The sequence below is a fragment of the Mesorhizobium sp. M1396 genome (genome assembly GCF_040317725.1).
In the GTDB taxonomy this organism is placed as follows: Bacteria; Pseudomonadota; Alphaproteobacteria; order Rhizobiales; family Rhizobiaceae; genus Mesorhizobium.
In genome coordinates this window covers 25,703-44,897 of sequence record NZ_JAMYLA010000047.1, presented here as the reverse complement: position 1 = coordinate 44,897, position 19,195 = coordinate 25,703, and the positions used below count along the sequence as shown (strand labels likewise).

The window sequence follows — 19,195 nt, the reverse complement described above, 5'->3', positions numbered from 1 at the left end:
GGCGTTGCGGCCGCAAGGCGGGCCGCCAGCGCGCACGATGCAAGCGCTTCTGTAATAAAGCAACATGGATTTGGAAGAATGTTGCTTTCCAACAAGGCCTCTATGAGGATCGCCCCGATCGGGGTAAATGTCGATCGAAGCGGGCGCCGCCACGGCACCCCGCCCTGCCATCAGAGGAGGCCCTCCCTTGCCCAAGCAATGTTTTGGAACGTCGCATGTACCGTTGTCGCCGGCCGTGCGGGCCGGTGATCTCGTCTATGTCTCGGGCCAGGTTCCCGTCGGCAGCGACGGCATCGTGGTCAAGGGCGGCATAACGGAACAGACCGAGCAGGTGCTCGCCAATGTGAGGGCCGCGCTGGCGCTCGCGGGCTGCACCCTGGACGATGTGGTCAAGACCACGGTCTGGCTGGAAGACGCGCGCGATTTCGGCGCCTTCAACGCCGTCTATGCGAGGCACTTTCCGAAGAACCCGCCGGCCCGCAGCACGGTCGAATCGCGGCTGATGATCGATATCAAGATCGAGGTCGAGGCGGTCGCGTACCGGCCTCTCTGAGAGAGACTGTTTGGAAATTCTACTCCGGCGGCCATCTGGCGGCGTTTTCCGCGCTTCCGGTTGCTAACGGACCCAAATGTCCGCTCCGCTCCGGGTCTCGAAACCACCACCATATGGCTCACCAGAGCGAATCTCGAAACAGTCTCTGAGAAGCAAAACAACGAACCGGAGGTGACCTCAATGCAATTCGACCTCCTGCTGAAGGGTGGACGGCTTATCGATCCGGCGGCCGGCATCGACGCGCCGCGCGATGTCGCCATTGCCAATGGCCGGGTCGCCGCGATCGATACCGATATCCCGGCCGAGCGCGCCGCGCAGGTCGTCGATGCCGGCGGCTGCATCGTCACATCAGGTCTCGTCGACCTGCACAGCCACGTCTATTGGGGCGGCACCTCGCTCGGCGTCGATGCCGATAGGCTGGCCGCAAAGAGCGGCACCACCACCTTCATCGATGCGGGCAGTGCGGGCGCCGGCAATTTCCTCGGCTTCCGCCGCCACGTCATGGAGCGCTCGAAGGTTCGCATCCTGGCCTATGTCAACATTTCCTTCGCCGGCATTTTCGGCTTCTCGCGGACGGTTTCGGTCGGCGAATGCAGCGATCTCAGGCTCTGCGAACCGCGCGAGGTTGTGGCGGCGGTGCGCGAGCACCGCGACGTCGTGGTCGGCGTAAAAGTTCGCTCCGGCAAGCACGCCGGCGGCACCAGCGGCATCGCTCCGGTCGACCTGGCGCTGGAGGCCGCCGACCAGGCCGGCCTGCCGCTGATGGCGCATATAGACGAGCCGCCGCCCGGGCGCTCGGAAGTGCTGCCTCGCCTGCGCAAGGGCGATGTCCTCACCCATTGCTTCCGGCCGTTTCCCAATGCGCCGGTGTTCGCCTCCGGCGCGGTGCGGCCGGACATGCGGCTGGCGCGCGAGCGCGGCGTCATCTTCGATATCGGCCACGGCATGGGTTCCTTCGATTTCGCCGTTGCCCGGGCCATGCTCGAGGAAGGGCTGGCGCCCGACGTGATCAGCAGCGACGTTCATCTCTACTGCGTCGACGGGCCGGCCTTCGATATCCTGGTCTGCATGTCGAAGCTGCTGGCGCTCGGCATGCCGCTGGTCGAGGTCTTGCGCGCCGCGACACAGGCGCCGGCACGGGCGATCGCAAGGCCCGATCTGGGCACGCTGGCGGTCGGCACCGTCGGCGACGTCGCCGTGCTGCGGCAGCGGCCGGGCCGCTTCACCTTCGTCGACGCGGTCGGCGCGTCTTTGGTCGCCGATCAAAGATTGGTCTGCGAAGGCATCGCCATCGGCGGCACCTGGTGGCCGAACGAGGCGGTCAACGATGTCAGCGAAACCGAGCGTTTCGGGGTGCATGCGTCGCATACGCATGTCGAGGTGGCGGCAAGGCATTTCGGGCATCGGCATGAGTGATTGGCCAATCTCCCCCCTCGTGGGGGAGATGCCCGGCAGGGCAGAGGGGGGCGTGAAGGAACGCAACCTTCTTCATCCTGCAACGGAACCAAGAACCTTCCCGAAGATGCGGCTGCCGTCGGTTGATAAGCCGCGGGACAGCGCCCCCCTCTGGCCTACCGGCCATCTCCCCCACAAGGGGGGAGATCGAACTTCACCGACCGGCGTTGCTCACCGGCCCATAAACCGGCGTTTCTACTCCCTCCATCCGTGCCTTGATCTGCAGCGCCACATATTTCGAATAGAAGCGCGACAGCGCGAGGTTGCCGCCGTGGAACCACAGCGCTTCCTGCGCGGTCGGTTTCCACATGTTGCGCAGCTCGCCTTGCCATGGGCCGGGGTCGCCCTTCACGCCCGAACCGAGGCCCCAGCAGGGGCCGACCTTGTCGGCGACCTCGCGAGAGACGATCGCCGCCACCGTCTCGTTCATCGACTGATAGCCGGTGCAGGCGATGATTGCGTCCGCGGCGAGTTCGGAGCCGTCCTCGAACAGGATGCCGCTCGGCGTCAGCGACTTGATGGCGACGCCGCTGCGGACGCCGATCTCGCCGTCGATGATCAGGTCGGAGGCGCCGACATCGATGTAGTAGCCGGAGCCGGTGCGGTAGGCCTTCATCAAAAGGCCGGTTTCGTCGTCGCCGAAATCGATGGCGAAGCCAGCGGCGCGCAGGCGGTCGTAGAAGGCCGCGTCGCGCGCCTTGATCACCTCGTAGAGCGCTCGCTGGCCCTTGGGCACCAGCGCGAACGGCGTCGAGGCGACGATCATGTCGGCCTTCTCGGTGGTGATGCCGCGTGCCAGTGCGGTCTCCGAAAAGATCTCGAAGCCGACTTCCATCAGCGTGTCCGACTTGACCACGGTGGTCGGCGAACGCTGGATCATGGTCACCTCGGCGCCGCTTTCCCAGAGGTCGACGCAGACATCGTGCCCCGAGCTTGCCGCGCCGATGACCGCGACGCGTCTGCCGCGGAATTTCTCGCCGCTGGCATACTGGCTGGAGTGCAGCAACTCGCCCTTGAACTGGTCGGCGCCCGGCAGATCGATCCGCCGTGGCGGGCCATAGGCGCCGGTGGCGAAGACGATGTGCTTCGGCTTCAGCGTGGTGTGCCGGCCGACGCGGTCGACCACCACGGTCCAGACTTTCTCGGCCTCGTCATAGGAGGCGCTGAGGCACTTGGTGGCGACCCAGTAATTGAGCTCCATGACGCGCGTGTACATTTCCAGCCAGTCGCCCATCTTGTCCTTGGGCGTGAACACCGGCCAGTTTTCGGGGAAGGGAATGTAGGGCAGATGGTCGTACCAGACCGGGTCGTGCAGGACGAGCGTGCGGTAGCGGTTGCGCCAGGAATCGCCGGGCCGGGCATTTTTCTCGATGACGATGGTGGGCACGCCGAGCTGGCGCAGCCGCGCGCCCAGCATGATGCCGCCCTGGCCGCCGCCGATGACCAGGCAATAGGGCTGTTCATCAGTGCCAAGCTCGCGCGTCTCGCGCGCCCGCGCTTCCGACCAGGTCTCGCGCCTGGGATCGGCCTTGTGGCGCACGCCCAGCGGCCGTTCCGCCCCCTTGCGCTCCTCGAACCCTTTCAGGTCGGTCATCGCCGTGAACAGCGTCCGGCAGCGTCCGTCGCGCAGCCGCATGACGCCCTCTCCCGAAGCGTCAGCGGTTTCGAAGCTGAACCAGGCCTCGACGGTGCTCTCGTCCGAGGTCGCCTCGCCGGTCAGCTGCCACGCCGTCGGCCTGGTCGTCGCCAGCGTTGACTTGAGCATGGCGGCGATCGCCTCGCGGCCTTCCATGGTGGTGATGTTCCAGGTGAAGGTCAGGAGATCGCGCCAGTAGCAGTCATCGACAAACAGGTCGGTCGCCGCCGACGCGTCGCCAGCTTCGAGCGCCTTGGCAAAGGACCCGAGCCATGCGGCGGCCTGTTTCGATGGTGCTATTTCGAGCATTTCTTTCCTCTTGCTGCGTGCGTCTAATCGTGTTGGAACGGTAACTGTCGGACCCGGCGCTGCCCCTCATCCGTCTTGGCGCTGCGCGCCAATCCACCTTCTCCCCGTGAACGGACGTGAACGGGGAGAAGGAAAGAACTAATCCCCGAGCGGTTCCATTTCCTTGCCGGTGCGGTGGATCTGGGCGTTGTACTTGATGCGGCGGACGGTCTCGCGGGCCGAGCCGTCGAGCTTGTAGGCCGAAGCCACCGCCAAAAGGTCGATCGCGGCCAGGAAGGCGAAGCGCGACGCCGTCGGCTTCAGCGTGTCGGGATATTCTGATACCGCCACCGTCAGCCTGACGTCGCAGGCGCGCGCGAGCTCGGTGTCGGGCGCGGTCACGGCGATCGCATTGGCGCGGTAGTGCTTGGCGAGCTCGACGGCCTCGATTACCTCGCGGGTGCGTCCCGTCGCCGAAATGGCGATCACCAGGTCGCCAGGCTTGAGCGTCGAGGCGGTCATGCGCATCAGATAGGGATCACACTGGGCGCTGATCGATATACCATAGCGGAACAGCCGGTACTGGGTTTCCTGCGCCAGCGCCGAGGAGCTGCCGCCGAGGCCGAAGACCGTGACCTGGCGCGCCTTGGCGATCAGCTCGGCCGCCTTCTGCAGCTGCGCCGGATCGAGCTGCCGCTCGGCCTCCTGGAGCGCCCGGCGCGCCTCGCCGAACACGGCGTTCCAGAACGGCATGCCATTGTCATTGCTGACGGAAGGTGACTTGGCCAGATAGAGCGCACCGACGACGAGGCTCTGCGCCAGCTTCAGCTTGAAGTCGCGCACGCCCTCGCAGCCTATGGCGCGGCAGAACCGGGTCACCGTCGGTTCGCTGACCCCGGCGCGCTGGGCAAGGGCGGCGTTTGAGGCGTCGACGGCGTATTTGACATCGTCGAGCACGACATCGGCGACACGGCGTTCGGCCGGCCGCAATTCCCCGTAGAAATCCTTGACCAGCGAGATGATGTCGGGGATGCGGCGTACAGGCGCGCGCCCTTCCATATCGTGGCCTGAATCAGGCTCGTCCTGGCTGCCAGCTTCGGTCATGAGGTTCCGGTCTTTCCCTGAGTTGCGAGGCTGATGTCTTAGCATGTTCGCACGCTGTGGCTCCACGTGGGCCATTCCGGATGATGACCACGACGCAATATGACACCCAGAAGCAGGCCGACCGCAAAGCGTTCCAAAGGCCCTCGCTATCCAATCCTCTCCAGCCGCCTCGGCAGTCGGTTCATGGCAATGGGCCCGCCCGGCGTGATCAGGAACTGGTCCTCGAGATTGAAGCTGGCGAGGCCGTCGATGTATAGCGGGATCTCGAAAGCCAGCACCATGCCGGCTTCGATCACGACATCGCTGTCGGCCGCGATGAACGGCCATTGTTCGGAAAACACCGACTGGCCGACGCCATGGCCGAAATGGCCGCGGCGGTAGGAGCGCAGCCCCTGCCGCGCCAGACTGCCGGTGGCCACCTGATGCACATGGGCGAGGGTGTTGCCGGGAACAAGGGATGCCAGTCCGTCCTCGAAGGCCTGTTCGGCGATGGCATGCAGCTCGGCCTGCTCGGCGGATGGCGGCCCGAAGGTGAAGTTGCGCGACATATCGGAGGCGTAGCCGCCGACCGTGCAGACCATGTCGCACTTCAGCGGATCGCCGGGCATGGCTTTCGCATCGGCGCCTTTGGCCCTGGCGCCCAGCGTCACATATTCTGCCATGGCGACCGGATGGGACAGGCCGGATGCCGCCGTGGCGACGCCTTGCCGGTAGAGGGCAATGAGATCGGCCTGGCGCATGCCTGCCATGGCATCCACCTGCAGCCGGTCCAGGCCGGCTTCCGATAGGATGATGCCTTGCTGGAGAAAGTCGATCTCGCGTTGCGACTTGATGGCCCGCAACCGATCGAGGACGGCCGAGCCATCGACCATGATGCAGGCCGGCAGCAATGCCTGCATGGCCGAGAAATCGGCGGCGGCGACAAAATCGAGATCGACGCCGATCGTTGCGCGCTCGAGACCGAAGCCGGCAAGGATCTGCTTCAGTTCGCCGACGGAATTGGTCAGGTCGAATGTTGCCGGTCGTGAAAAACCAGGCGCCCGGCCGGACCCTCCAAGACCGGCCTCTATGCGTTGCGCCAGCCCTTGCCCTGACGTCGATGCGTCAAGCGTGGCCGATTCGATCCAGATCGGGTGGCTGCGGATGACAGCGTCCGGCAGGACCCGTTGCAGCTGCGCGGCATTGAAATCCGCCACCACCACGCCGATCGGCAGGTCGTGGCCAGCGGGAATGACGACGAAGCCGGCGCCGGCGCGCCGGAACAGCCCCGCCGGGCCGATCGAGGCACCGGTCGCATAGTGGAAGGCCTCGGGCGCGCACAGCACCAGCGCCTCGATGCCGGCGCGGTCCATCAGTTGCGCCGCGCGCTCGCGGTCGACAAAGCCTGTCATCAATCTTCTCCGGACGTCCAAAGTGGTAACGGAGCATTCCGGGTATGGACAATCAAGCGAGTTCCTCGCTTGTATTGATGCGCCGCATGCCTTGAAGACTGGCGAAGACGCTCTTCACTTCGTCATGTATGGACGGCCCCTCTCAGGGCAAGAGGCAACTGGCAGATACGGCGCAAGTCTGGAGCGGTCATGTATTCGGCCTTTGATGCGGTCGATTCTGTTGACCGCTGGTGTCCGCCGCTGACGCTCGAAGGCGGCGAGGTGCTCAACCTCACCGATTTCCAGGTGATCGACGAGCCGGCCTTCAACAAGCTCAGACGAGGCTCGACCTGCGCAAATCAGGCGCGCTCGGCCTGCTCTACTGCCACCTCGCCTCGACCAACAGCTGGACCTCGCTGGTGCATCAGGCATCGCTGCGGGCGGCGGGGCGGCCGGCGGGCCGATTTCTCGCTGGCCCGCATGAGGTGAAGGACTTGAGGAGGCAGCTGCGGAAGCCGATCAAGCAGACACTCGACCGCAAAACATCAAGAACCCGGCAAGATTTTGCCGGCGTGAGGGCAGAGCCGTTGATGCCGATGTGAATTGCAGTCAGTCATAGAGTATTTGTTTGGCAGTGACCAGCTTAGGATACAGTGATAGTTCCATCGTCAGGGCCACTTGCGATCGTTTCACCTGAGGATTTTTTCTTGATCTGAACATAATATTCTCCAGGCGAAGCGCCATGTTCTGCTTTAACCATAAAGTTGATTTCTGTTGAATTCTCGACGGTTATATCGTCATTGTATAGATATTCGGTGCCTTCTAAAGTGGCGGCGTAAATAAATTTAATTACCAAGTCTTCTGCCTCTTTAAACCAACTTGGGGCCACCGTCACACCGACCGTAACCGGATCTTTGCCTCTTACGGCATTCCCTTCAGGTATAGCGACATGCACTATCTCTACGTTTGCCATGGTCCATCTCCTTCGGCATTTCTCAATTAACGATCGGAAACGCTAGTCCAAATCGCCGCGCCCGCCGCGATTCATGGCGCCACCGGACCGCCCCATCGCACCGCCAGACCTGCCCATGGCGCCGCCGGATCGCCCCATCGCACCGCCGGATCGGCCCATTGCTCCACCCGATCGACCAAACGAACGCGGGTCCAGCTCGGCACTCAACAGGACATCCTCGAGCGTTCCGGTGTCGAGTTCCAGCCGCATTGTCAGGTCACTCTTGTCGTAGACCCAGACCAGCATTCCGCGCGCGAACGAGCCTATCTGTGATGACAGTCCGGTATAGGCAGGGTCGCTTGGACCGCGGCTCATGACCTTGAGATCGGTGTCCGCCGGGGCCGGATAATCAACGGCAGTGCCAGGCCCATGGACAAGAAGTATTGTCGGTCGGGCGAGTTCGTAGAACTGCGCCTCGAAGGTGAACGCATAGATCCTTGCCAGCAGGCTACCGGAGGCGTCGATCTGGTTCTGCAGGAATCTGTTGTTGCCAGGCCTTGGGGGCCGTCCCCCGTCGATCCTCTTCTTGAGTTTCAAATCTTCAAGAACCCTACCGAACAAATGTATGGCCGAGGTATTTAAAATGGTTTCAGGAATCATGGATCACCCCATCTTTTGCATGTCGATCAAAGCTCGGCGCCCCTTCTGGACATCCAATATTTCTCGAAATAGCTCATGTCCGGCAGACGCGCCTGGTCCCGTGGAAGGGCGATTCGACCCTCATGGAAATGGCTCTTTCGGGTTGGCTTCGTCAGGCGGGGCCCGGCACGGTAGCGAAAAACCCCTCTTCGGTCGAAATCCCGGAAGATGATCCTTGATAGTTCTCCTCCGGTCACACTGTCATCGACCGCGAGCATCGTTCTCGCCACGTCACCATAGTCCAGAAAATCCGGGGCGAGAGCCCACAGCGTCTCGGCGAGATAGGTACCCACGATATCCCGCGCGTCGAGCAGCGCGTCGACGAAACCTTCCGGATTGCGAGCGAAATCGCGGTCAAAGACTTCCTGGACCGGCAGCTCGGCTGCTGGGTCGATCTCGGCGAGGTCGGCAAGATTTTCGACCTCCGGCGAGATCAGTCCTCGAGCCACCAGGCTCTCGTGAAAGACATCGACCAGAATGTCGAAGACGGCGCCCGTGAGAGGTTGCGACAGTGCATGCTCGTCGGTCCAGCCGTCCGCGAAATCGGCCATCGTCAGTTTGTTGCTGGCCTCGCGTATCTGGCGGTGCGGCGAGAATTCCGAGAAGCGAGAGAGCTGGTTGGCGATGTAGAGATTCCCGCGCGTCACCGTCAGAACATTTTCGATCACGGAGGGAAAATGCATGGCCGCGATCAACGAAACGCAGTCGGAAAAGGCCTCCTGAAAGCCCAGATATTCGGGGAGCTCGGCTCCCGGGTCCGGAATGCCGAGGACGCCGTAGACCAACGCATGGCCAACCTCGTGCGCGATAATATCGAAGTCGAGGCTGAAGGGGAGCGCGCGTCCGTCTTTCACGAATTGGCCGCCGAGCTCGAGGAAGCCATAGCCGTATTGGGCGTTATCCCAACCCGGCAGGATCGAGATTTCCAGACGGTCGTAGTGATCGCGGAAGTGCCAGATGAGCGGTTGGCCGATGTAACGCTCCCAAACGTCGAGCGTGAAGCGCACGCAACCGAACGCGTGCGCTGCTTCGAAGCCGGGCGTCGAGGGCTGATAGTGATCGAAATTGCCTTCCTCGTCGGGAACGGCCGGATCGAGGATCGCTCGCGTCCAGGGCGGCAGGGAGATGAAGGGCGTGCCCAACGGGCCGTGGTCGACGCCATAGGGCCGCGTCTTGTCGACCGGCTCGACGACATACATACGATCGTCGGACGGGCCAGGTCCGACGCTGCCTCGCGGGGAAGAAACCGTAATGATTTCAGGGCTTGACGTAGGGTCTTCGAACGGAGGCTGAACGAACAGCCTGAACCGGGTACCCATTCCCCACCTCTCGGTTACATTAGTAACGTAACATAATGTCTGTGGGATGGCGAGAGCGTTGGTTTGTCAGGTAATCTTCCTGAAGCCGGTTCTTGATTATCGGCAATAAAATCGCCTCAAGTACAATGCGTATCGCTACCGCAGGAGCTGGAGCAACTTCTGGTAGCGAGGATGACTGCGAACAGAGGCGAAATCGGAATCGTTCTTGAACCAGAGTCTCATCTCGGCGCCAGCCTGCGGCAACCACGCTTCCAAAAGGTCGATCGAGCGTTCGAACTCCCCCAGCAACGCATAGGTACAAGCGGCGTTATATTGGACGTTGATATCGCTAGGGTCGATCGCCAGAGACCGGTCAAGCCACTTCGCCGCCCTATCGCGTTCCCCAAGGAAGGCCAGCACGATAGCCCCCAGGCAGGCACAATTGGCGTTCTCCGGATGCAGACGGAGTTCCTCTTCAGCTCTCTCCAATGCGATCCGCGCATAAAGCTCGGCGTCGTTCTGCTGGCCGAGAGTGCGGAAGACGTTCACCAGCATGACCGGTGCGCCGTAGTCGGTCGGTTTGATCTCCATCGCGCGCATGAAGTACGTCGCGGCGAGCTCGAACTGGCCGCCGGTTACGCAGAACTCGGCATAGTAGCGGTTGGCCTCGTGGCAATTTGGGTCGAGCGCGAGAGCCTGTTCGAACGCCGCCGCGGCCTCGGAACGGCGGTCGGCGAGGGAAAGGGCGAAGCCCCTGGCTGAATGCGCCTCGGCCAAATTCGGGTCCAGCGCCAGGGCCTTGTCGGCGGTCGCGAGAATGTCGTCCACCTGGATCGGCGAGCCGTAGCTCGACTGAAGGCGTACGTCGCAGACCGCCAAGCCTGCATATGCGCGGGCATATCCCGGATCAAGCTCGATGGCCCTGATATAACTTTGTCTGGCCATGAGGTGGTTCGCCCTGGTCGCGATGTGACTGTAATCGCGCCCTCGAAGATAATGCGTATAGGCTTCCACATTGTCCGTCGGCGCCTGCTCAATAGCCTTCTTCTCCTCGGGCAGGAGCCTGACCCTGAGCTGCGCCACGACCGCCTTGGCGATTTCGTCCTGCACGGCGAAGATGTCGGTGAGGTCGCGGTCATAGCGGGCAGCCCAGACGTGTCCGTCTGTGGCCCCCTCGATCAACTCGGCATTGATCCTGACCCGGTTTCCCGCCTTGCGGACGCTGCCCTCGACAATGTAGCCGACGCCAAGCTCCCTGGCGATGCGTTCCATCTTGTCGGTCCTGCCCTTGAAGGCGAAGACCGTATTGCGGCTGAGTACGAACAGGCCGGAGACGTTCGAGAGGTCGGTTATGATATCTTCAGTGATGCCGTCGCTGAAATACTGCTGGTCGGGATCATTGCTCAGATTGGCGAAGGGCAGGATCGCCACCGACGGCTTGTCGGACCGCACCAGCGTCTGGACGCTCCTGGCCGCAATATGCGTCGCGACATGCGGGACGCCCTGCCAGTTGGCGAAATAGACGTGCACCGGCTGAGCAATGTTCTTGACGGTCCTGGCGCCCTGATCGGCGAAGTCGACGCCCAGCTTGTTGCCGACCTCATGGCGCACCGCCTCCGAGCAGGCGATGCCGCCGGGTATCGCGAGGCCCTGCAGCCGCACGGCAAGATTGACGCCGTCGCCATGGAAATCATCACCGTCGACGATGATGTCGCCAAGGTTGATGCCCATGCGAAACTTGAAATGCCGGTCCTCGGGGATGCCGGCATTCCGCTCGGACATGCCGCGTTGGATCTCGACCGCGCAGCGCGCCGCACTGATGACGCTGGCGAACTCCACCAGGAAGCCGTCACCCATCACCTTAAAGATGCGCCCACCGTGCTTGGTGACGGTCGGATCGAAGAACTCCCGCCGATGCTGCCGAAGGAGATTGAGCGTGTGCTCTTCGTCGACCTCCATAAGACGGCTATAGCCGACCACATCCGCGGCCAGGATCGCCGCCAGCCGACGCTCAACATGCTCGTCAGACATGTCGTCTCCTGAAATTACAAAATGGTTCTGCCTGATTTAGTTCTATCTGATTTAGCTGCTCTGCGCCAACGCGCTGGAATGGTCGCTCGCGCCGGTCCCATACGGTTGCCAAACCAGGTGGCGCAGCACCAGTCGCAACCTAAGCGATCCGGCCGTGCGTTCGACGTCGTTCACGGGAATAGGAATCGGCACCGAGGCGACCAGGCAGGCACTCGCCTTCCGCAATCGGTTCCAGATCGACTTCAGCGCCACCCGCGCGATGATCGAAAGGATCGACGCGCGCGGCCTGTTTTCGCCGCGCCGGAGCAAGGTGACGCTGGAAGGCGGCGAAGAGCTCAACCTCACCGATTTCCAGGTCATCGACGAGCCGGCCTTCAACAAGCTCGGCGACGAGGCGTTTCTCGACCTGCGCAAATCCGGCGCGCTCGGCCTGCTCTACTGCCACCTCGCCTCGACCAACAGCTGGCCTCGCTGGTGCATCAGGCATCGCTGCGGAAGGCGGACGGTACGAAAGTCGTGCAAGGACCGGCTAAGCCGCAGCCCGCCTGTCGTGCCGCCCTTCCCTGATTTCCTCGGCGAGCTTGTCGCAGAACGCGTCGAGATCGCCTGGGTTGCGGCTGGTGACAAGTCCCTGGTCGGTGACCACCGCGCTGTCTTCCCAGACACCACCGGCATTGATCACGTCGGTCTTGATCGATTTGTAGGATGTGACCCGGCGGCCCTTCACAATTCCGGTCTCGACGAGAAGCCAGGGCGCATGGCAGATCGCGCCCACAACCTTGTTGGCCGACCAGAACGATTTGATGAAGTTGAGGACTTTCGGCTCGATCCGCAGCAGATCGGGGTTGATAACGCCGCCGGGCAGCACGATTGCGTCGTAGTCATCCGCCCGCGTCTCAGCCAAAATCCTATCGACGGGAACCTCGCGGCCCCAATCCTTGTGGTCCCAGCCTTTGATCTTGCCGCTTGCGAGCGACACGACATCGACTTCAGCGCCTGACTCGCGCAATTTCTTGAGCGGCACCTCAAGTTCGGACTGCTCAAAACCGTTTGTCGCAAGGATAGCGACGCGCTTGCCGGAAATGTCCTGCATTGGTTTTCTCCATCGTTGGGTTGATGGAGGGCTAACGAGGCCCAGCGGGAAGCGTTCCCCGCTGTAACTTTATGTGACATCTGGAGGATGGATCAGGGGATTTCGGGCAAGTACCCCACCGGCCGGGTCAATGTTGTCGACCCAAAGCCGGATGAGACCGGGTTCGGCCGGGTCGCAGCGAGCGCTACATATGGCCAATCAGCTGTCGGCGATATTTCTTATACTGCCACTCCATGCGCTTATACCAAAGCGGCCTTTGACTGTCGGGATTTATCGACGTCAAGAAGGCCCCGTTGTGCGTGCCCTGCTCAACAAAGGGTCTCTCGAACCAAAGCACCTCCACCCCGAGCGCCGCGTCCGCACGGTCGATCTCATGGCCGATCGGCGCGGACATCTTGCGTGCATCAAACCAGGCGCACCTCTCGGCTGCCACGGAGCGGGTGATGATATAGGAATCGGTGGATCTGCCGTGAGGGGCTGGATAGAGATGTTGTCCGCGCTTCAACTTGAATGCCGAAATGTAATAGGTGCCGGCATTGCCGATATAGATGGCGGCTTTGCGGTTTGGATCGCCGAGTTCCGCCAGAGCCGCGTTGAATTTTGTATTGAAATTGGCGGCCAGGAAGACGTCGTCCTCAAGCACCAGACAATAGGGCTTGTCGGTCTTCAGGAAATCACGCCAGATCCCGATGTGTTTTAAGGAGCAGGACAGTTCCGCCAGTTTGAGAGCGCCCGGCACGGTAAGCCTTTCGACCTCTTCATCGGCAATATCTGCAACATCCCAGTGAAGATACCAAGTGGCCGGGATGCCATGGCGGCCGACCTGCCTTGCAATGTGCTGTTCGCGGTCCTCATAGCCCTGCTTGACGTGACAAACACGCACATAGACTTGGTCGGCGGGAAACGTCGGCATTTGCCGTGTATAGCCATCGGCTTTTTGCGAGTCTACGCTCCTTGAACGGTTACGGGACCCAGCTTCCTATTAAGGGCCATGCCGAAGTTCTTTGATTTAGTGGCGGATTCAAATTTCAGGTCGAATCGACCTGACGCCATCCGGCTCTAGCCGCTTGTCCAAGGCATCTCGATCGCCCCGAGCGATACGACGACCCCGAGGGCAATTAGCGCAATGCCCAAAGCACCTTCGAAGCGTCGGCCACGCCGCATCAGCTTCTCGACGAAGATGATCAGTGTCAAAAGCAGCATCCAGGCGAGGCTCATGACGCCCGCTGCGACCAGCACGGCGAACAGCGCCCAACAGCACCCGAAGCAATACAGCCCGTGGCGCAGCCCCATCCCGAGCGCGCCAACCCGCCCGTCGCGCCAGTGCTGGGCAACGAAGGCGAGCGGCGAACGGCAATGGCTGAGGCAAATGTGCTTGAGGGCCGTAAATTGGTAAAGTCCGGCGACGCCAAGCGTGACACCGAGCGCGAGCGGCGCCCATTTCGAACGCCGAGGCGGATCGAGGCTCGTCGCCAACTCGCTGCCGAACTGGACCAGGACATATACGAGAAGGCCCGCCGCCGCCCAGACGAGCATGTAGCCCGCGACGAAAATCCAGGTTGGAACGGCCACCCGCCGTCCGCGCCTGGCCTGCGCCGCCGCGAACATAAAGATCATGGGCGCCGCGGCCGGCAGCATCATAGCGGCCATCATCACAGTCCATACGGCGAGAAAGGCGGCGACGCCGGCGAGTGACCAGCCGTCGGCCGCAATTCCGGCCATCGCCATGCCGGCCATGCCTTCCATTCCCTCCATCCCGCCGCGCACCGCAATGCCCATGGGCATATCCATGCTTAAGGTCTGGTAGAGGGTGAGCGCCCATGCCGCCGCTGTCAGCACGACGAGCGATGCGAGAAGGCCGAGCGGCATGCCATGCAAACTCCCGAGCCGCCACGTTTTCCTGGGGAACGCGTCGGGCATCGGCATGCCCTAGTTCGGGCCGGTCCAGTCGAATGGAATGTGCTTGCTCGAGCGGGCCGTGCCCGTCCAGTCCAGCCCGAAGCCCTTGGTGCTCACCTCGACAGAACGCCCCCAGGTGGCAACCTGGCCTGGGCCGACCTCCGAGCCCGGCGGGTTGATTGTCTGCACCCGCTTGCCGGGCGGTGTTGTAGGACCGGAAAGCGCTTCCGCGCGGCCGACGACGAGGCCGGGAATTTCGACTTTCCAGGTGGCGAGGTCGCCCGCCACCTCGAACGTGATTGGCACAAACTCCATGCCACGCATCTCGCCGATATTGGCGGCAAAGCCAGCCGGCCAGCCGCCGACGTGGCCGCCGAAGATCGCCTGCAGGGCTTCGCGCTGCGACTCGTTCGCCTTCTCGTCGAGGTACATGCCCATCACGGCCTTTGCCTCGCCGGCCCATAGATTGCCTTCGAACTCGCCGAGCGCCACCAGAGTCAGGCCGTCGAGCTTCACGTCGCCATACTGACCCTCGCGCACATGCCAGGCGAGCACGCCCTGGCAGTGATTGCCGGTTGGCCGCTGGGCGAACTCGCACGGGCAAGGGATGTCGCAGCTGCAGATGTCGAACCAATCGCCCGCGAGGCGCCATTGAGGCACTGCGTCCATGGCTCTTTCCTCCCGAAATTCGAGGGTATTTATACGCCGAAGGCCAGGCGCACGCCAGCAGTTCGTGCGTCGCTCCGTGACTTCCAGCTCAACCCGGAAGTCCGGTCTTGCGATGGCACGTGCGTCCACCCTTGCGACACGCCAGGCGTGAAGACGCTGTTCCAGACCGACACCGGCGTGGCGAATGTAGCCCGCTCAGCGGAAGCGCAGCCCGGGCCTCTCAACTGCTGCGGCCCTCAGGTCGATTCGATGCCTGGAATTGGGGAAAATCCACGCTGCATCCGGCGGCACGAAACGATAGAGGCTCCAAGAAGTCCTCATGCTTGCCGTCGGATACGCTGGTCCTCGGCGATTGGCGGCTGTGTGGCACTAGATGTGGCGTTCACCATCGGTGTCTTGCTCAGCGCCAACCCGGCATGTATCGCCGTGGCGAGCGCGACGGGGTCGCCCTTGCCGAAGACATGCATGTAAAGCGTCATCGAATCATCAGTTCAGGCTCCGCTGCTGCGGCTGACCGTGCGGTTCTCACAGCGGCAGTTGCTTGAAGGAGCGTGCTCTGACGGACAGAAGCTACGGCCAATTCGACCGTTAGCCCCGTCAACAAATCCGCCCATGTTTAGGTCCCGACCGATCACAGAAAATTGGCTTCGAACAACTCTTGCGAATAGGCGGCATGGGTTGTTCCCGCACGCAGATCCGCTTTCGTCATCTCATCGAGAAAAACCCCATTTTGCATCACCAGAACACGGTCGCACATATGGGCGATGACCGACAGATCATGGCTGACGAGGACAAAGGTCAGGCCGCGTTCGTCGCGCTGGTCGTCGAGCAGGTTGAGAATTTCCGCCTGGATCGAAACATCGAGCGCGGAGGTTGGCTCATCGAGAAGGAGAATGGGTGGCGACAGGATCAGCGCGCGGGCGATGGCGACGCGCTGTCGTTGACCACCGGATAGTTCGTGCGGGAAACGATTGGCGAAATCCTCCGGCAATCCGACCTGCTTCAGGGCTTGCGGCACCTTCGACCAGCCGTCGCCAAGCCCCATGGAGCGGATCGGTTCAGCCAGCGCCGTGCCGATCCGATGGCGCGGATGAAGCGATCCGTAGGGATCCTGAAATACCATCTGCGATAGCTTCAATTCGTCGCGCGAGCGCAGCTTTCCGATCGGCGTTCCATTGAACTCGACCGAGCCCGTCCAGCCCTGCTCGATACCCGCCAGCGAGCGCAGCACGGTGGATTTGCCGCAACCGGATTCGCCGACGATACCGAGGGTCTCGCCCTTGGCAACCGAGAAGCTGACGCCGCGGACGGCATGGTTGCGCGCCCTGCCGGTACCATAGACTACGTCCAGTTTGTCGACCTTGATCATTCCGTTGCTTCCGGTGTCGTTTCAAGCGTGCGCCGGTCGAGGACCTGCAGGCGCCGGACAGGGTTTCGCGGATCGGGCAAGGCGGCGATCAAGCCGCGTGTATAGGCATGTTCGGCCTCGTCCAGTCTGGTCAGCGTCTCGACCACGCGGCCGGCATACATCACCAGAATGCGTTCGCAGAAGGCGGCGACCATGCGGATATCGTGGCTGATCAGGATCAGGCCCGAATTGTTTTCGCGAACCAATTCGTCGAGCAGGATCAGCACGTCTTTTCGCACGCTGACATCGAGGGCCGATGTGGGTTCGTCGGCGATGACCAGCTTTGGCTTGGACAGAAGCATCATGGCGATCATCACGCGCTGGCCCATGCCGCCAGAAATCTGATGTGGGTAGAGTTTCATGACGCGATCCGCATCGTTGATCCGGACGCGCCGCAGCATGGCGCGGGTCTCATCGAGCGCCTGCTTCCTGCTGGAACCGAGATGCAATCGTGCTGCTTCGGCGACCTGCCTGCCGATGTTGAGAACCGGGTTCAGAGAATAGCGCGGATCTTGCATGATCAGTGCCATGTCCTTGCCGCGCAAAGCGCCCATCTGCCGTTCGGTCTTTTCCAGCAGCGGACTTCCGTCCAAATCCAGGCGCTCGGCCGAGATGTGGGCGCTGGGCGCAAGCAGCCGCATGATGGCGCGCCCGGTGGTGGATTTCCCGGAGCCGGACTCGCCGACGATGCCGATCCGCTCGCGGCCGAGATCGAAGCTGACGTTCGAAACGGCGGCAATGGAATTCTTGCCAAAGCGCACATTCAGGTCACATACCGACAGGATGGTAGATGGATTACGATCGGGCATGGCGGGGATCCAGAAGGTCGCGCAGCGTGTCGCCGACAATGTTGAAGGCAAGGCTCGTCAGGAGAATGGCAATGCCGGGCATGACCGCGACCCACCAGTAGTCAAGCATGAACTTGCGCCCGCTCGAAATCATCGCGCCCCATTCGGGCGACGGCGGCTGTGCACCGAGACCGAGGAAGCCGAGGGAAGCGGCCGTTAGAATGATACCGGCCATGTTCAATGTCAGGCGCACGATGACGGACGGAATGCACATCGGCGCGATGTAGAGAAGCAGAATGCGTACAGGCGAGGCGCCGTAAAGCCGCGCGGCGGCGACATAGTCCGCATTGCGCACGACAAGCGACTCAGCCCGAGCCAGACGGGCGATCGGCGGCCAGGCGGTGAGTGAGATCGCGATTATGGCGGTGTTGAGACCGGCGCCGAGAGCGGCGGCGAAAGCCAGGGCCAGGATCAGCGACGGGAAGGACAGCACGATATCGGTTGCCCGCATCAAGATCGCATCGGTACGCCCGCCGAAGAACCCGGCGACAACGCCGATGATCAGGCCGACGGGGCCGACGATGACAGAGACGGACAGCACGGTCTGGATGGTGATGCGCGTACCCCAGACCAGCCGGCTGACGATGTCACGGCCGAACTCGTCGGTCCCTGCAAGATGAGCAAGGCTCGGCGGCTTCAGCGCATCGCTGAGCATCTGGACATTCGGGCCGTAGGGCGAGATCAACGGCGCGAAAACCGCAACGACGACCAGCATAGCCAGAATGAGGAACCCGGCCATTCCGAGCGGTTCTTCGGCAAGCTTGCGGATCGTGCGGCCCGCCGATGCCTGCAGACGAGCGAGAATGCCCGGCGGCTTGACGATGGCGTCATTGTGAAGAACCTGACTCATCGGGTGGCCTCCCGAGTGCGCGGATCAAGAATCGCGGAGGCGATGTCCGCGATGAAATTCAAAAGCATGAAGACGAGTCCGACGACGATCGTGGCGGCAAGGATCGCGTTCATGTCGCCTATCATCAGCGCATTGGTCATGTACTGGCCGATCCCGGGCCAGGAGAAGACGATCTCCGTGACTACAGCGCCCTCCAGCAGGTTGCCGTAGGAAATGGCGAGAACCGTGATCAGTTGAACGGCTATGTTCGGCAGGACGTGGCTGACGACCGTGCGCGCCGGGCCGACGCCCTTCGCACGCGCGGCAATCACATAGTCCTGTCCGAGCTGTTCCAGCGTGAAGCTGCGGGTCATGCGTGTGATGTAGGCCATCGCCGCATAGGCAAGAATGATGGCCGGCAGGATGATGTGCGACAGCGCGTTCCAGAAGATTTCCGTCTCGCCTTCGAGCAGGCTGTCGACCAGCAACAGGCCCGTGGCTGGTGTGACGATCCCCTCATAGTAGACATCCACCCTGCCCGGTCCGCCGACCCAGTTCAGCGTGGCGTAGAAGACCACAAGACCGACGATGCCGAACCAGAAGACAGGAATGGAGTGACCGACGAGCGATACCACGCGGGCGATCTTGTCGATGAAAGTATCACGGAAAAGCGCAGCGGCGAGCCCGAGGGGCACGCCGACAAACGTCGAGATCAGCACAGCGAGGGTGGCGAGCTCCAAGGTGGCCGGAAAGGCCCGGGACAGATCCTGCGAGACCGGATTGCCGGTAAGGATCGCCGTTCCGAAATCGCCGTGAAGCAGGTTATTCAGGTAGATGAAGAACTGCTGATACAGCGGCAGGTCGAGGCCGAGGCGGGTCCGCATCGCCTCGTAGGCGGCAGGATCGGCAAGTTCGCCGACAATGGCGCCCACCGGGTCGGCGGGGAGAACCCGGCCGATCACGAAGGTGACGCATAACAGGATGAACAGGCTGAGCAACAGGTGAAGAAGACGCCGTCCCAGCTCGCTTGCGGATAGTTCCTTCATGATCGGATGCCTGGCAG

General features: G+C 62.3%; 19 protein-coding genes and 1 pseudogene. 4 read left to right on the top strand and 16 right to left on the bottom strand.

All coding sequences use genetic code 11. From position 1 onward, the window contains the following. Positions 1–187 precede the first annotated feature (187 nt). Both NKH02_RS25855 and NKH02_RS25850 read left to right on the top strand, forming a co-directional pair. Positions 188–553, top strand: coding sequence for a RidA family protein (locus NKH02_RS25855; RefSeq protein ID WP_352866553.1), 366 nt, complete (start codon positions 188–190; stop codon positions 551–553). A gap of 180 nt (positions 554–733) precedes the next feature. Continuing rightward, the gene (locus tag NKH02_RS25850) at positions 734–1,969 is read left to right on the top strand and encodes an amidohydrolase/deacetylase family metallohydrolase (RefSeq protein ID WP_352882528.1); all 1,236 of its coding nucleotides are present in this window, start codon (positions 734–736) and stop codon (positions 1,967–1,969) included. 193 nt (positions 1,970–2,162) lie between these two features. Here NKH02_RS25850 and NKH02_RS25845 read toward each other — a convergent pair whose 3' ends face one another. The 3 genes from NKH02_RS25845 to NKH02_RS25835 form a co-directional block, all read right to left on the bottom strand. Then, positions 2,163–3,953, bottom strand: coding sequence for an NAD(P)-binding domain-containing protein (locus tag NKH02_RS25845; RefSeq protein WP_352866547.1), 1,791 nt, complete (start codon positions 3,951–3,953; stop codon positions 2,163–2,165). 138 nt (positions 3,954–4,091) lie between these two features. Continuing rightward, positions 4,092–5,036: a MurR/RpiR family transcriptional regulator gene (locus NKH02_RS25840; protein ID WP_352882526.1), complete on the bottom strand. Its 945-nt coding sequence runs from the start codon at positions 5,034–5,036 to the stop codon at positions 4,092–4,094. Positions 5,037–5,182: 146 nt separating this feature from the next. Continuing rightward, positions 5,183–6,427, bottom strand: coding sequence for a M24 family metallopeptidase (locus NKH02_RS25835; RefSeq protein ID WP_352866542.1), 1,245 nt, complete (start codon positions 6,425–6,427; stop codon positions 5,183–5,185). Positions 6,428–6,616: 189 nt separating this feature from the next. Between NKH02_RS25835 and NKH02_RS25830 the strand changes: the two genes are divergently transcribed. Further along, positions 6,617–6,895 carry a hypothetical protein gene (locus NKH02_RS25830; protein ID WP_352866539.1) on the top strand — a complete coding sequence of 93 codons (279 nt, stop codon included), beginning with the start codon at positions 6,617–6,619 and terminating at the stop codon, positions 6,893–6,895. 154 nt (positions 6,896–7,049) lie between these two features. Here NKH02_RS25830 and NKH02_RS25825 read toward each other — a convergent pair whose 3' ends face one another. The 4 genes from NKH02_RS25825 to NKH02_RS25810 form a co-directional block, all read right to left on the bottom strand. Next, positions 7,050–7,379 (bottom strand): hypothetical protein, encoded by a 330-nt coding sequence (locus tag NKH02_RS25825; protein WP_352866537.1) that lies wholly within the window; start codon positions 7,377–7,379, stop codon positions 7,050–7,052. A gap of 42 nt (positions 7,380–7,421) precedes the next feature. Continuing rightward, positions 7,422–8,018, bottom strand: coding sequence for a hypothetical protein (locus tag NKH02_RS25820; RefSeq protein WP_352882524.1), 597 nt, complete (start codon positions 8,016–8,018; stop codon positions 7,422–7,424). Positions 8,019–8,044: 26 nt separating this feature from the next. Then, a complete protein-coding gene (locus tag NKH02_RS25815) occupies positions 8,045–9,376 on the bottom strand; it encodes a gluzincin family metallopeptidase (protein ID WP_352866533.1) in 1,332 nt (443 codons plus the stop codon). A gap of 135 nt (positions 9,377–9,511) precedes the next feature. Then, positions 9,512–11,386 (bottom strand): adenylate/guanylate cyclase domain-containing protein, encoded by a 1,875-nt coding sequence (locus tag NKH02_RS25810; RefSeq protein ID WP_352882522.1) that lies wholly within the window; start codon positions 11,384–11,386, stop codon positions 9,512–9,514. Positions 11,387–11,540: 154 nt separating this feature from the next. On the opposite strand from NKH02_RS25810, the pseudogene NKH02_RS25805 reads away from it, so the two are divergent. Beyond that, positions 11,541–11,795: pseudogene (locus NKH02_RS25805) on the top strand (SapC family protein); the annotation flags it as partial. A 120-nt stretch (positions 11,796–11,915) separates the two neighbouring features. Here NKH02_RS25805 and NKH02_RS25800 read toward each other — a convergent pair. From NKH02_RS25800 to NKH02_RS25760, 9 genes are all read right to left on the bottom strand, one after another. Next, on the bottom strand, positions 11,916–12,479 hold the full coding sequence (locus tag NKH02_RS25800) for a type 1 glutamine amidotransferase domain-containing protein (RefSeq protein WP_352866526.1): 564 nt from the start codon (positions 12,477–12,479) through the stop codon (positions 11,916–11,918). Positions 12,480–12,663: 184 nt separating this feature from the next. Then, on the bottom strand, positions 12,664–13,392 hold the full coding sequence (locus NKH02_RS25795) for a glycosyltransferase family 25 protein (protein WP_352882520.1): 729 nt from the start codon (positions 13,390–13,392) through the stop codon (positions 12,664–12,666). 146 nt (positions 13,393–13,538) lie between these two features. Continuing rightward, complete coding sequence (locus NKH02_RS25790; protein ID WP_352882518.1) at positions 13,539–14,348, bottom strand: DUF2182 domain-containing protein; 810 nt, start codon at positions 14,346–14,348, stop codon at positions 13,539–13,541. A 60-nt stretch (positions 14,349–14,408) separates the two neighbouring features. Then, on the bottom strand, positions 14,409–15,047 hold the full coding sequence (locus tag NKH02_RS25785) for a DUF1326 domain-containing protein (RefSeq protein WP_352882517.1): 639 nt from the start codon (positions 15,045–15,047) through the stop codon (positions 14,409–14,411). Between the two features lie 317 nt (positions 15,048–15,364). Then, positions 15,365–15,526, bottom strand: a complete 162-nt coding sequence (locus NKH02_RS25780) for a hypothetical protein (protein ID WP_352866515.1) — start codon at positions 15,524–15,526, stop codon at positions 15,365–15,367. A gap of 152 nt (positions 15,527–15,678) precedes the next feature. Next, on the bottom strand, positions 15,679–16,416 hold the full coding sequence (locus tag NKH02_RS25775; RefSeq protein ID WP_352882515.1) for an ABC transporter ATP-binding protein: 738 nt from the start codon (positions 16,414–16,416) through the stop codon (positions 15,679–15,681). Continuing rightward, a complete protein-coding gene (locus NKH02_RS25770; RefSeq protein WP_352882513.1) occupies positions 16,413–17,264 on the bottom strand; it encodes an ABC transporter ATP-binding protein in 852 nt (283 codons plus the stop codon). Before NKH02_RS25770 ends, NKH02_RS25775 begins: the two co-directional genes overlap by 4 nt. Next, positions 17,251–18,153 (bottom strand): ABC transporter permease, encoded by a 903-nt coding sequence (locus tag NKH02_RS25765; RefSeq protein ID WP_352882512.1) that lies wholly within the window; start codon positions 18,151–18,153, stop codon positions 17,251–17,253. Before NKH02_RS25765 ends, NKH02_RS25770 begins: the two co-directional genes overlap by 14 nt. After that, positions 18,150–19,178: an ABC transporter permease gene (locus tag NKH02_RS25760; RefSeq protein WP_352882511.1), complete on the bottom strand. Its 1,029-nt coding sequence runs from the start codon at positions 19,176–19,178 to the stop codon at positions 18,150–18,152. Before NKH02_RS25760 ends, NKH02_RS25765 begins: the two co-directional genes overlap by 4 nt. Positions 19,179–19,195: the final 17 nt, after the last annotated feature.